Source organism: Mesorhizobium sp. 131-2-1 (assembly GCF_016756535.1).
Lineage (GTDB): Bacteria > Pseudomonadota > Alphaproteobacteria > Rhizobiales > Rhizobiaceae > Mesorhizobium.
This window is the reverse complement of sequence record NZ_AP023247.1, coordinates 2,690,096-2,702,394: the sequence shown is the minus strand read 5'-3', so window position 1 is coordinate 2,702,394 and position 12,299 is coordinate 2,690,096. Positions and strand designations below refer to the sequence as shown.

The following is a 12,299-nucleotide window of genomic DNA, read 5'->3' as shown; positions in this document are numbered from 1 at the left end:
TGAGCGGCGAAAGACCGCTCGCCAACCTACTGGAAGCCGATCGGGTCGACCGTGCCCTTTGGGCAACCCGCCTTGGTGGTCGGCGCGGCAGCCAGCATCAGGCTGCCCAACGTACTGTCTGGGCCGATCGGGCCGGAGAGGCCGAGCGTCAGCTCGCCAATCATGCGCCTGCCGCTCGACGGGTCGACCAGGCAGGAGACGCGAACCCGATCGCCGGCGCCGGCGCCAAAGGCGCTGTCGAAGGCGTTGCGGATCTGGTCCGACGTCAGCTGCTTGCCAATGTTCTTGGTGAAGAGATCGCGCACCGGCGAGGCGTTCACCGCCCGCATCAGAGCGAGCGCTTCCGAGAAATACTCCTGCTGGCTCTTGCCGTAGCAGGTGCCGTGCTTGATCCATTCATGCCGCTCCAGCTTGGAGGCCGTGCCCGGCATCACCTGGTCGAGCTCGGCGCGGGTGTTCGCATCGAGATCGACCTTCGGCAGGTCCTGCCAATGGGCGGGATTGTCATTGGCCTTGTCGCCCGCCGATACCCGGCAATAGAAATTGCCGTTCGGCTGCGGCCACAGCCCGTGCAAGGTGAAATGCGTGGCGTCGAAGCCGGCCTTCGACTGCGCCTGGCATTCGGGCTTGCTGGACTTGGTTTCGCAGAAGGCCGGCTGCCAGCTCAGCGCGAACACATATTCCGGCTTGCCGGAAGCAGGCTGCGCCGGCTTGTTCTGATCGGCGGGCGCCGGTGTGGGGGCGGCGCTGCCGCCAGTGACGTGGCCGCAGCTGATCTTGACCCAGCGGCGGTCCGGATCGGTGCCAGGCACCAGGATGAGGTAATGCGTGGGCGCATCCTTGTTGGCCGCCAGCAGCTGGTAGCTCTGCCCGGCCGCGGTCGAGACATTGCCCGGGTTCTTGCCGCTCTTGATCGCTTGCGTCGCCGGGCAGGCGGCATCGGCGACAAAGGTGCCGCTCATCTTCACATCGGCGCGCGCTGTTCCGGCGAGCGCCGAGACGGCGATGGCCAACAAAAAAGCAAAACCAGTCCGCATACCCGCCCCTCGGCTGAAAAACATCGCGGCACACACTGCCGCTGTCTCCGTGTCAGAATTGCGATAGTCCTCACTGCAGGACAAGAAACCCACAGCGCAAAATCAGCCGGGCCGGATTGACCTAAAACCGGCGCCAGCGCAAACAAAACTCTCGTGAGCGCGACAAGGCGTTGGGGGGACAAAGCAAAATGCCATTCAGCCAGCAGCGCGTGGTCAAGTCGCCGACCGGCGCGGACCTCAACCTCTATGTGAAGCAGGCGACCGGCAGCCCGCGCGCCGTCATCCAGATCAATCACGGACTGGCCGAGCACGCGGCGCGCTACGCCCGTTTCGCCGATTTCCTCGCCGAGCGCGGCTGTCATGTCTACGTGCATGACCACCGCGGCCACGGCGAGACCAGGGCGCCCGATGCGCCGCTCGGCAAATTCGCCGATGTCGATGGCGGCGCCAAGGTCATCGCCGATGTCGCAGCCATCCACGATCTTATCGCCAGCGAACAGCCAGGCGTGCCGGTCGTCGTCTTCGGCCATTCCATGGGCGCGTCGGTGGCGCTGAACTTCCTTCTGCGTCATTCGGCCCGCGTGCAGGCCGCCGCGATCTGGAACGGCAATTTCTCGCAAGGCCTGCTTGGCCAGCTGGCGCTGGCGATCCTCGGCTGGGAGAGGATGCGGCTGGGTTCCGACGTGCCGTCGCGGCTGCTGCCGAAGCTGACCTTCCAGGCCTGGGGCAAGGCGGTGCCCAACCACAGGACCTTGTTCGACTGGCTGTCGCGCGACGAGGCCGAGGTGGCGAAGTACATCGCCGATCCGTTCTGCGGCTGGGATGCCTCGGTGTCGATGTGGCGGGATGTCGTCACGATGGCGCTCTACGGCGGCAGCGACGGCAATTTTTCCGGCGTGCGCCGCACCCTTTCCATCAATCTGATCGGCGGCGACAAGGACCCGGCATCGGACTACGGCAAGGCCGTCGACCACCTCGCCGGGCGCATGCGCGCAATGGGCTTTTCGAATCTGGTTTCAAAAGTTTACCCGGAGACCCGCCACGAAAGCCTGAACGAGGTGAACCGGGACATCGTCATGGCCGATTTCGCCGCATGGGCGGACAGCGTGGTGAAATCCTGATCCGGCGTGGCCCAGTGCAAGGGCCGTGACAGTGGCGGCCGGGATTGGTAGAGGCTGCGCTTCCGACCCATCACGGTGAACCATGGCCGAACCCCCGCTGAAAGGCATCCGCGTTATCGAACTCGCCCGCATCCTTGCCGGACCCTGGGCGGGGCAGTTGCTTGCCGATCTCGGCGCCGACGTCATCAAGGTGGAGAGCCCGGACGGCGGCGATGACACCCGCAAATGGGGCCCGCCCTTCGTCATGAGCCATGACGGCGAGAACCTGTCGGCCGCCTACTACCATTCCTGCAACCGCGGCAAGCGCTCGATCGCCATCGACTTCTCCAAGACCGAGGGCGCCGATACGCTGCGCCGCCTGGTCGCCACGGCCGACGTGCTGATCGAGAATTTCAAGCTCGGCGGGCTGAAGAAATATGGCCTCGACTATGAGAGCCTGAAGAAGATCAACCCACGCCTCGTCTATTGCTCGATCACCGGATTTGGTCAGGACGGACCCTATGCGCCGCGCGCAGGCTACGATTTCATCATCCAGGCCATGGCCGGCATGATGTCGATTACTGGCGAGGCCGGCCGCGAGCCGCAAAAGGCAGGTGTCGCCATCTCAGACCTGTTCACCGGCCTATATTCGGTGATCGCCATCCAGGCCGCTCTTCGCCACGTCGAGAAGACCGGCGAGGGCCAACACATCGACATGGCGCTTTTCGACAGCCAGATCTCGGCGCTCGGCAACCAGAACCTCAACTATCTCGTCTCCGGCAAATCGCCGGTGCAGATGGGCAACGCGCACATGAACATTGCGCCCTATGAGGTGCTGCCGGTGAAGGACGGCCACATCATCCTGGCGGTCGGCAATGATGGCCAGTTCGGCAAGTTCTGTGCGGCGGTCGGCCTGGAAGATCTGCCGTCGAACCCGGATTTCGCCACCAATCCCACCCGCGTCGCCAACCGCGCCAGGCTGCGCGAGCGCATCATCGAAGCGCTGAAAGGCATCGAGCGCGATCCGCTGCTGGCGAAGCTCGAAGCGGCCAGCGTGCCGGCGAGCCCGATCAACACGATCGGCCAGATGTTCGACGATCCGCAGACGATCGCGCGCGGCATGCGGCTCGATCTCGACGACGGCCACGGCAATCGCCTGCCCTCGGTGCGCGCGCCGATGGTGATGTCCGGCACGCCGCTCGTCTATGAGCGCCCCTCGCCGCGTCTTGGCGAGCACACTGAAGAAATCCTTGCCGAACTGGAGAGATCCGCGAAATGAAGACCGGTGGACAACTGATCGTCGAGGCGCTGGAAGCGAATGGCACCGACCGCATCTTCTGCGTGCCGGGTGAATCCTATCTGGCGGTGCTCGACGCGCTACATGACTCGCCCATCCGCACCTTCGTCTGCCGCCAGGAAGGCGGCGCCGCGATGATGGCCGATTGCCAGGGCCGCCTGACCGGCAAGCCCGGCATCTGCTTCGTCACTCGCGGCCCAGGCGCCACCAACGCCTCGGCCGGCATCCATATCGCCATGCAGGATTCGGTGCCGGTGATCCTGTTCATCGGCCAGGTCGCCAGTCACGCCAAGGAACGCGAGGCCTTCCAGGAGGTCGACTACAAGCGGTTCTTCGGCGACATCGCCAAATGGGTGGTCGAGATCGACGATGCCTCGCGCATCCCCGAATTCGTCACCCGCGCCTTCGCGGTGGCGACCTCCGGCCGCCCGGGCCCTGTCGTCATCTCGCTGCCCGAGGACATGCTGACCAGCGTCGTCGAGGCGCCGGCGGCACTTCCCCACACCCCTGTCGAGACGCGTCCCGGCGAGGCCGAACTCGACGCACTGGAAAAGCTTCTGACCAAGGCCAAGCGCCCCTTCGTCATCCTCGGCGGCACCCGCTGGGATGCTGACGCCGTGGCACATATGCAAGGCATCGCCGAAGCATGGTCGCTGCCGGTCGGCTGCTCCTTCCGCCGCCAGATGCTGTTCGATCACCTGCATCCGAACTATGCCGGCGATGTCGGAATCGGCATCAACCCGAAGTTGGCCACCGCCGTCAAGCAGGCCGATCTGGTGCTGCTCATCGGCGGACGCATGGGGGAGATGCCCTCCTCCGACTATACGCTGCTGAAAAGCCCCTACCCCGACCAGACGCTGGTCCATGTCCATGCCGACGCCGGCGAGCTTGGCCGCGTCTACCGGCCGGCGTTGGCGATCAACGCCTCGCCTTCCGCCTTCGTCGAGGCCTTCGCCAAGCGCAAGCCCGCTGAAGCACCTGCCTGGGCGGACGAGACGGCCAGGCTGCATGCCGCCTATCTCGACTGGTCGACGCCGCCGGAAACCGGTCCTGGCGCCGTCCATATGGGGCCGATCATGAACTATCTGGAAAAGGTGCTGCCCGACGACGCCATCCTCACCAACGGCGCCGGCAACTACGCCACCTGGGTGCATCGCTTCCATCGCTCACGCCGCTTCGCGACGCAAGCAGCGCCGACCTCCGGCTCGATGGGCTACGGTACGCCGGCCGCGGTCGCCGCCAAGGCGCTGCACCCGGACCGCGAGGTCATCGCCTTTGCAGGCGACGGCTGCTTCCTGATGAACGGGCAGGAGTTCGCCACCGCCGTCCAGTACGACCTGCCGATCATCGTCATCGTCGTCAACAACGGCATCTACGGCACGATCCGCATGCATCAGGAGCGGGAATATCCGAGCCGCGTCGTCGCCACCGACCTCAAGAACCCTGACTTCGCGGCCCTTGCCCGTGCCTATGGCGGCCACGGCGAGACGGTTGCGAAGACCGCCGACTTCGCGCCAGCCTTCGAACGCGCACGCGCCAGCGGCAAGCCGGCGATCGTCGAGATCAGGCTCGATCCGGAAGCAATCACGCCGACCCGCACGCTGACGCAAATCCGCGACAAGAGCTAGGGCAGAAAGGCAGCCTCCTGCCTTTCTGCCGGGTAGACGCGAAAGGGCGGCAAACCGCCCCTTTCGTCGGCTGCACGACAAAGGGGCGATGAACCGCCCCTTTTTGCGTCTTACATCGCCTTCTCGATCTGCCCGCGGATCTCGCCACCCGCATTCGCCTTGGTGTGGACGTTGACATAATACTTGCCGGCCTCCAGATCGGCCGCCTGCGCATCGGTCAACGTCGCCGCCCCCTTGATCGGGCTTTTGACCTTCTTGAACGGGATTACGGGATCCGCGTTCTCACCCTTTGCCGCCGGACCGTGGATATGAGCGGCCGTCGCCGGCCCGCTAAGGCCGGAATATTTGACGTTCCAGCTAAGTTTCTTCTTGGCGGTGTCGAAGGTGAATGTGGCCGTTCCCTTGCCCTTGGTGGTGACAGGCGGGCTCTGCTGGCTGCCATCGAGCGTCGCCGTGTACTTCACAATATCGGCCATAGCCGGCGATGCGAACAGCAGGGCTGTCGAAACAGCGAATGCCGAAAGCACCGGCCAGGATTGGATGCGCATGAAGAACCTCCGTTGATTGCAGCATCCCTCACGGCTCCCCGGCGCGCGGATGCTTCACTGCAACGGCTGAACGACGCGATGTATCCCCGCACACGCAGATGTTACCGGTCGCATGACAAAAAGGGGCGGTTGCCCGCCCCTTTTGGATTCCATGAGGATCAGACGGCGGCCAGCGCCTGCGTCAGGTCGGCGATCAGGTCGTCCGGGTGCTCGACGCCGATGGACAGCCTGACCGTGGTCTCGAGCACTCCGATGCGCTGGCGCACATCGAAGGGAATACCTGAATGGGTCATCGCCGCCGGATGGCTGGCCAGCGATTCCGTTCCGCCTAGGCTTACCGCAAGCTTGAAGATCTGCAGGGCGTTGAGAAAGGCGAAGGCCGCCTGCTGGCCACCGCGAATGTCGAAGGAGAAGGTCGAGCCGGCGCCACTGCACTGCGCCCTATAGGTGCGGCCAGAAGGCGTATCCTCGCCCAGGAACGGAAGATAGTGCACTTTCTCAACCTTGGCATGATCGCGCAGGAATTCGGCGACCAGGCGCGCATTGTCGTTCGCCCGCTCCATGCGGATCGACAGCGTCTCCAGCGAACGGCCGAGCATCCAGCAGGAATGCGGGTCGAGCTGCGTGCCGATGGCGCCGCGCAACGCCTTGATCGGCTTGGTGACCGCCTTGCTGCCCATGGCGGCGCCCGCGATCAGGTCGGAATGGCCGCCGACATATTTGGTCAGCGAATAGACGGAGACATCGGCGCCATGTTCGATAGGCCGCTGGAACACCGGGCCGAGCAGCGTGTTGTCGCAGACGATGATCGGCTTCGTCCCTTGCTTGACGCCGATCTCGTCGGCAATCTTCCGCATCAGCGCGATGTCGACAAGGCTGTTGGTCGGATTTGACGGCGTCTCGATCAGGATGACCGAGACGCGGCCCTTGCTGACGGCAGCGTCGGCAGCCGCGCGAACCGCCGTCTCGTCGACGCCGTCCGCGAAGCCGACAGCGCCGATGCCGAAGCCGGCAAGCGTGCGCGTCAAAAGCGTCTCGGTGCCGCCATAGAGCGGCTGCGAATGCAGGATGACGTCGCCCGGGCGGGCATAGGCGAGCAGTGTCGTGGCGATCGCCGACATGCCGGACGAGAACAGGATGCAGGCGTCCGTCCCCTCATAGACCGCCAGCCGGTCCTCGACGATCTCGCTGTTGGGATGGTTGAAGCGCGAATAGACGAGACCCGAAGCCGTGCCGCTCGGAGGCTCCTTGCGGCCGGAGGTGTAGTCGAAGAAGTCGCGCCCCTCTTCCGCCGATTTGAAGACGAAGGTCGAGGTGAGGAACACCGGTGGCTTGACCGCGCCCTCCGAAAGCTGCGGATCGAAGCCATAGCTCAGCATGAGCGTCTCCGGATGGAGCTTGTGGTTGCCGATATGGGTTTTCGAAGGGCGCGGCGCGGTCATGGCTCTTTCCTGCTTTTCGAGGACTGTCGCCCGCAATTTATGCGATCCTCATCATGCAGTCCTTGCTATTTTTGGGCTCTCATGGCTGCGTTCTCGCAATAAATTGCCCGGAGAGACCGAAAGTGCAGCAGAAGATAGCCGACGATTTCGACCGCAAGATCCTGCGCGAATTGCAGGCCGACGCCCGCATCACCAACAACGAGCTTGCCGAGCGGATCGGTCTGTCGCCGTCGCCCTGCCTGCGGCGCGTGCGGCGGCTGGAGGAAGCCGGCGTCATCAGAGGCTACACAGCTTTGGTCGATCCGGCCGCCTTCGGCTGGGGCATGGTCGCCATCGCCACCATCCGGCTCAGCCGACAGAACGAGGACGAGATCGTCATGTTCGAGGAAGCGATCCGCGGCTGGGAAGAAGTGCTGGAATGTCACCTCGTCACCGGTTCGCGCGACTATGTGCTGAAGGTGGTGGCAGGAAGCCTCGAACAGTACGAGCGCTTCATCAAGGAAAAGATCGCGCGGCTGAAATGCGTCGCCTCGATCGAGACCAGCTTCGTCATGAACACCATAAAGGAACGGCGCCTCTGAGGCGCCGTTCTCAAGATGACGATGTTGTCGTCTAGTCGGGCCTATTTGACCGCCTTGTCGGTGATCGCCGTCGTGTAGGCGCCAGCAGGCTCCTTGGCGATGATCTTCTGGTCGAGCAGCGCCTTGGCGGTGCGCTCGTAAGTCGCCGGATCGAGCTTGCCGTCGGCATTGTCGATCAGCTTGGCAACCTCGCCCATCATCCGCTTCTGGTGGTTCTCGTCCTGGCCGCCATTGTCCATGACGATGCCGGCCGCCTCATCCGAATTGTCGACGGCGTATTTCCAGCCCTTCATCGAAGCGCGCACGAAACGCACCATCTTGTCCTCGAAGGCCGGATCCTTGAGCTTGTCCTCGAGCGCATAGAGACCGTCCTCGAGCAGGTCGTTGCCCATGGCCGAGTAGTTGAACACGGTCAGCTGCTCCGGCTTGTAGCCGGCGTCGATCAGCTGCCAGTACTCGTTATAGGTCATGACCGAGATGCAGTCGGCCTGCTTCTGGATCAGCGGCTGCACGTCGAAGCTCTGCTTGAGCACGGTGACGCCGTCCGGGCCGCCCTCGGTCTTGAGGCCGAGCTTGTTCATCCAGGCGTAGAACGGATACTCGTTGCCGAAGAACCAGACGCCGAGCGTGTGGCCCTTGAAGTCGGCTTCGGTCTTGATCGGGCCGTCCTTCGGGCAAACCAGCTCCATGCCGGCCTTCTTGAACGGCTGGGCGATGTTGACCAGCGGCACGCCCTTCTCGCGCGCGGCAAGAGCGCCGCCCATCCAGTCGACGATGACGTCGGCGCCGCCGCCGGCGATCACCTGCTCGGGCGCTATGTCGGGGCCGCCCGGCTTGATGTCGACGTCGAGGCCCTCGGCCTCATAGAAGCCTTTGGCCTTGGCGACATAGTAACCGGCGAACTGGGCCTGCGTGACCCACTTCAGCTGCAGCGTCACCTTGTCGGCCGCCATTGCCTGGAATGCAGCCAGCGACATCGCGCCGGCCAGGACAGGAATAATAAGTCTTTTCATGTTTTTACCCTCTGAAGTTAGCACCCTTAAACCCACCGCCCCTATCCACCACGGACAGAGGGATGCCAAAACGTGACGGCTCTTTCGACAAGAGCGACCACGCCATAAAAGACCGAACCCGCCAGTGCTGCAACTGCGATTTCGGCCCAGACCATGTCGATGTTCATCCGCCCGACCTCGGTCGAAATGCGGAATCCCATGCCGACGACGGGCGTGCCGAAGAACTCCGCGACGATGGCGCCGATCAGCGCCAGCGTCGAATTGATCTTCAGCGCGTTGAAGATGAAGGGAGCGGCGGCCGGCAACCTGAGCTTGATGAGCGTCGGCCAATAGCCCGACGCATAGGTGCGCATCAGGTCGCGCTCCATATGGCCGGACGCGGCGAGACCGGCGACCGTGTTCACCAGCATCGGGAAGAAGGTCATGATGATGACGACCGCCGCCTTGGACGGCCAGTCGAAGCCGAACCACATGACCATGATTGGCGCCACGCCGATGATCGGCAGCGCCGAGACCATGTTGCCGATCGGCAGAAGCCCGCGCCTGAGGAACGGCACGCGGTCGGCCGCGATTGCAGCGAGGAAGCCCGCGCCGCTGCCGACGACATAGCCGAAGATGACCGCCTTGAAGATGGTCTGCCGCACGTCCGCCCCCAGCACCGGCAGCGAACCGGCGATGCGCGCGCCGATGGCGCTCGGCGGCGGCAACAGGATGAAGGGGATGCCGGCGCCGCGTGTCACCGCCTCCCAGATGATCAGGATCCAGGCGCCGAAGATGGCGGGGATGATCAGGCGCAACGCTGTCCGAGCCCAGTTCGCAATTGGGCGCAGGGAAGACAGCACCGCCACGCAGCGCCATCCCAGCAGCCAGGCAGCGGCGAGCACCAGGAAATACGGCGCCAGTGCGGTGCCTTCGAACCCGTTTATGCCCGAGATCAACAGCCAGGCGGTGAGATGCGCGCCGACGAACAGCACCAGTGCCTCGACGATGGGCGGCAGCCTGGTCATCGAGCCAAGCGCAGCGATCACCAGCAGGCCGAACATCAGCCCCTTTGTCGCAAGGTAGGGATAGTCGAAAGACGCCTCGGGTTGCGCCAGTGCCGCCGCCTCCGGCTTCGACATGGCACCGAGCGCCAGCGCGACCAGGCAGAGCAGGATCGCCAGCACCGCTTGCCAGGATGGCTTCAGCCAGTTCATGCCGGCCTCCCGCCCATGGCGCGGTCGACGAGGCAGCCGGCAATGCCGACCACCATGACCAGCAGCGCCGCCACGATGGAGCCGGCGACCAAGGCAGACCAGATGTCGATCGACTGGCTGTAGTAGGCGCCGGCAAGCAGTTTGGCGCCGATGCCGGCGACCGCACCCGTCGGCAGTTCGCCGACGATGGCGCCGACGAGGCTTGCTGCCACCGCGACCTTCATCGAGGTGAACAGGAACGGCACCGAGGCCGGCACCCTGAGCTTCCAGAAGGTCTGCGTGCGGCTGGCGTTGTAGGTGTGCATCAGGTCGAGATGCATGATCTCGGGCGAGCGGAGGCCCTTCACCATGCCGACGGCGACGGGGAAAAAGGACAGATAGGTCGAGATCAACGCCTTCGGGATCAGGCCGGTGATGCCGATCGCCGCCAGCACGACGATGATCATCGGCGCCACCGCCAGGATGGGAATGGTCTGCGAGGCGATGATCCACGGCATCAGGCTGCGGTCGAGCGTCGCGACATGCACGATGCCGACGGCGATGACGATGCCGAGCGCGGTGCCGAAGGCAAAGCCGAGCAGCGTCGAGGATAGCGTCACCCAGGCGTTGTAGACCAGGCTCCGGTTCGACGTGACGCTGCGCAGAAAAGTGTTCTCGAAGAAGTTCACCGCCACCTGATGCGGCGCCGGCAGCGTCGGCTTTGGCTGCGACAGCGTCTTGCCGATGAATTCGACGGTGCCGGGCGTCTCGTTGGCGCGCGTGTCGAGATCGCGCTGGAATGGCGCGTTGAGGATGACGGCGAAGACATACCAGACGACCACCACGCCCACGAGGATCGAGGTCACTGGAACGATCTTGTCGCGAAAGCTATCCATGGAGCAACGCTCCTGGAACGGACGCTGTTTGCCCACTTGAGGTGAATTGATGGCCGCGCCTGAACTTCGTCATCCTAGGGCGGTGCAAGGAGCGAAGCGACGCGGCGCAGACCCTAGGATCCATGCCTTTACCTATCTCCTCCGCGGCGGTGCGGAACATCGCCCCCGCCATGGTGCGCCCAGCTCGCGCGTGAAGGTACTCAACCATCATGGCTTCGCCCCGCGCGTGGGCCCTTCAGGGCCTATGCCGTGATCCAGAACCCGCACACCTATTTCGGCCGCTGTCCGCGCCGAGCTATTCTGATCGCGAACCGCTATCCGAAACCGCCACAAACCGACGGGGTCGCCTGCTTCGACTTTGAACTCGACGCGCGCGTTCGCAAGCAGGACGTTTTTGCGTTGCCCCCTCGAAACCTCATCATAGCAGGGTGCCTCGGGCATGGTTTGAATCACGCCGTTCGGCTTGGCGATCTCGATTTTGCACAGGACTTCAAGACGGCCATTTGCCGGCTGGGCTCCAGAAAATAAAACAAGAACGGTCGCTGCATCACCGAGGCCAAGTTCCTTCACCGTGCCGATACGTGGAATATCCGATACAGCCGTGTTCCATTTTTCTTGCCAGTCCGCATCAGCCGTAATCAGAACCACCGAGCTGAACTCGCCGTCCCGCGAGAAAACATACGGCGGAGCATCGGCTTGAGCGAACGCCTCAATTGCCCAAAAGCAACTGAAAACGAACACCCAGGGAACAAAACCCCTCAGGATCGCTGACCCCCGCTCAATCGTCATAGCTGTGCCCTGCCCTCAGGCCGTCGCGCACGCGCGCCGCGATCGCCAGGAATTCCGGGGTCTCGCGGATGTCCAGCGGCCGCTTTCTTGGCAGCGTCGATTCGATGATGTCGCTGACGCGGCCCGGACGCGGCGACATGACGACGATGCGCGTCGAGAGATACACCGCCTCCGGGATGGAGTGCGTGACGAAACAGATCGTCTTGTTAGTCCGCTCCCACAATTCCAGAAGCTGTTCGTTGAGGTGGTCGCGCACGATCTCGTCCAGCGCGCCGAACGGCTCGTCCATCAGCAGGAGATCGGCATCAAAGGCCAAGGCGCGCGCGATCGAGGCGCGCTGCTGCATGCCGCCGGAAAGCTGCCAGGGATATTTCTTCTCGAAGCCGGACAGGTTGACCAGTTCCAGCGTGCGCTTGATGCGCTCCGCCTGCTCCACCTTGGAGAGGCCGATGATCTCCAGCGGCAGCGCCACGTTGCGCTCGATCGTGCGCCACGGGAAAAGGGCGGCTGCCTGGAAGACATAGCCATAGGCGCGTTTCTCGCGCGCTTGCTCCGGCGTCATGCCGTTGACCGAGATCGTTCCCGAGGTCGGCTTCTCCAGATCGGCGATGACCCTGAGCAAGGTCGTCTTGCCGCAGCCGGATGGGCCGATGAAGGAGACGAATTCGCCTTTGCCGATGGTCAGATCGACATTGGACAGTGCCTGCACCGGACCATCATTGGTCTGGAACGTCAGGCCAAGCTTGCTTGCCGAAACGACGGCTGGCGACTGTCCGGTCATTGGCTGGCGCCT

At 63.9% G+C, this 12,299-nt stretch carries 12 protein-coding genes; 4 read left to right on the top strand and 8 right to left on the bottom strand.

Annotation, left to right across the window (positions count from 1 at the left end; all coding sequences use genetic code 11):
* Positions 1-26 precede the first annotated feature (26 nt).
* Positions 27-1,037 (bottom strand): ribonuclease T2 family protein, encoded by a 1,011-nt coding sequence (locus JG743_RS12980; protein ID WP_202300704.1) that lies wholly within the window; start codon positions 1,035-1,037, stop codon positions 27-29.
* Between the two features lie 188 nt (positions 1,038-1,225).
* Here JG743_RS12980 and JG743_RS12975 point away from each other — a divergent pair, with 188 nt between their 5' ends.
* The 3 genes from JG743_RS12975 to JG743_RS12965 all read left to right on the top strand — a co-directional run bounded on the left by JG743_RS12975 (position 1,226) and on the right by JG743_RS12965 (position 5,062).
* Complete coding sequence (locus JG743_RS12975; protein WP_202300702.1) at positions 1,226-2,158, top strand: alpha/beta fold hydrolase; 933 nt, start codon at positions 1,226-1,228, stop codon at positions 2,156-2,158.
* A gap of 82 nt (positions 2,159-2,240) precedes the next feature.
* Complete coding sequence (locus tag JG743_RS12970) at positions 2,241-3,416, top strand: CaiB/BaiF CoA transferase family protein (RefSeq protein WP_202300700.1); 1,176 nt, start codon at positions 2,241-2,243, stop codon at positions 3,414-3,416.
* Positions 3,413-5,062, top strand: a complete 1,650-nt coding sequence (locus tag JG743_RS12965; RefSeq protein ID WP_202300698.1) for a thiamine pyrophosphate-binding protein — start codon at positions 3,413-3,415, stop codon at positions 5,060-5,062. Before JG743_RS12970 ends, JG743_RS12965 begins: the two co-directional genes overlap by 4 nt.
* Positions 5,063-5,172: 110 nt before the next feature.
* Here JG743_RS12965 and JG743_RS12960 read toward each other — a convergent pair whose 3' ends face one another.
* Both JG743_RS12960 and JG743_RS12955 read right to left on the bottom strand, forming a co-directional pair.
* Positions 5,173-5,610, bottom strand: a complete 438-nt coding sequence (locus tag JG743_RS12960) for a CHRD domain-containing protein (protein ID WP_202300696.1) — start codon at positions 5,608-5,610, stop codon at positions 5,173-5,175.
* A 158-nt stretch (positions 5,611-5,768) separates the two neighbouring features.
* The gene (locus tag JG743_RS12955; RefSeq protein WP_202300694.1) at positions 5,769-7,052 is read right to left on the bottom strand and encodes a cystathionine gamma-synthase family protein; all 1,284 of its coding nucleotides are present in this window, start codon (positions 7,050-7,052) and stop codon (positions 5,769-5,771) included.
* A gap of 122 nt (positions 7,053-7,174) precedes the next feature.
* Here JG743_RS12955 and JG743_RS12950 point away from each other — a divergent pair, with 122 nt between their 5' ends.
* Positions 7,175-7,633: an Lrp/AsnC family transcriptional regulator gene (locus JG743_RS12950; protein WP_126093047.1), complete on the top strand. Its 459-nt coding sequence runs from the start codon at positions 7,175-7,177 to the stop codon at positions 7,631-7,633.
* Positions 7,634-7,674: 41 nt separating this feature from the next.
* Here the strand turns inward: JG743_RS12950 and JG743_RS12945 are convergent, their stop codons facing one another.
* The 5 genes from JG743_RS12945 to JG743_RS12925 form a co-directional block, all read right to left on the bottom strand.
* Positions 7,675-8,646: an ABC transporter substrate-binding protein gene (locus JG743_RS12945; protein ID WP_202300692.1), complete on the bottom strand. Its 972-nt coding sequence runs from the start codon at positions 8,644-8,646 to the stop codon at positions 7,675-7,677.
* 41 nt (positions 8,647-8,687) lie between these two features.
* The gene (locus JG743_RS12940) at positions 8,688-9,842 is read right to left on the bottom strand and encodes an ABC transporter permease (protein ID WP_202300689.1); all 1,155 of its coding nucleotides are present in this window, start codon (positions 9,840-9,842) and stop codon (positions 8,688-8,690) included.
* Positions 9,839-10,717 (bottom strand): ABC transporter permease, encoded by an 879-nt coding sequence (locus JG743_RS12935; RefSeq protein ID WP_202300686.1) that lies wholly within the window; start codon positions 10,715-10,717, stop codon positions 9,839-9,841. Before JG743_RS12935 ends, JG743_RS12940 begins: the two co-directional genes overlap by 4 nt.
* Before the next feature lie 207 nt (positions 10,718-10,924).
* Entirely contained in the window at positions 10,925-11,506 is a 582-nt protein-coding gene (locus JG743_RS12930; protein WP_202300684.1) for a hypothetical protein, read from the bottom strand.
* Entirely contained in the window at positions 11,496-12,287 is a 792-nt protein-coding gene (locus tag JG743_RS12925; protein ID WP_202300683.1) for an ABC transporter ATP-binding protein, read from the bottom strand. The genes JG743_RS12930 and JG743_RS12925 overlap by 11 nt, the downstream gene beginning before the upstream one ends.
* Between the last annotated feature and the right edge of the window lie 12 nt (positions 12,288-12,299).

What these genes read in the sequence shown, in the direction of transcription:
- JG743_RS12980 (WP_202300704.1), bottom strand. Translation starts at nt 1,037, where the DNA reads ATGCGGACTGGTTTTGCTTTTTTGTTGGCCATCGCCGTCTCGGCGCTC.
- JG743_RS12975 (WP_202300702.1), top strand. Translation starts at nt 1,226, where the DNA reads ATGCCATTCAGCCAGCAGCGCGTGGTCAAGTCGCCGACCGGCGCGGAC.
- JG743_RS12970 (WP_202300700.1), top strand. Translation starts at nt 2,241, where the DNA reads ATGGCCGAACCCCCGCTGAAAGGCATCCGCGTTATCGAACTCGCCCGC.
- JG743_RS12965 (WP_202300698.1), top strand. Translation starts at nt 3,413, where the DNA reads ATGAAGACCGGTGGACAACTGATCGTCGAGGCGCTGGAAGCGAATGGC.
- JG743_RS12960 (WP_202300696.1), bottom strand. Translation starts at nt 5,610, where the DNA reads ATGCGCATCCAATCCTGGCCGGTGCTTTCGGCATTCGCTGTTTCGACA.
- JG743_RS12955 (WP_202300694.1), bottom strand. Translation starts at nt 7,052, where the DNA reads ATGACCGCGCCGCGCCCTTCGAAAACCCATATCGGCAACCACAAGCTC.
- JG743_RS12945 (WP_202300692.1), bottom strand. Translation starts at nt 8,646, where the DNA reads ATGAAAAGACTTATTATTCCTGTCCTGGCCGGCGCGATGTCGCTGGCT.
- JG743_RS12940 (WP_202300689.1), bottom strand. Translation starts at nt 9,842, where the DNA reads ATGAACTGGCTGAAGCCATCCTGGCAAGCGGTGCTGGCGATCCTGCTC.
- JG743_RS12935 (WP_202300686.1), bottom strand. Translation starts at nt 10,717, where the DNA reads ATGGATAGCTTTCGCGACAAGATCGTTCCAGTGACCTCGATCCTCGTG.
- JG743_RS12930 (WP_202300684.1), bottom strand. Translation starts at nt 11,506, where the DNA reads ATGACGATTGAGCGGGGGTCAGCGATCCTGAGGGGTTTTGTTCCCTGG.
- JG743_RS12925 (WP_202300683.1), bottom strand. Translation starts at nt 12,287, where the DNA reads ATGACCGGACAGTCGCCAGCCGTCGTTTCGGCAAGCAAGCTTGGCCTG.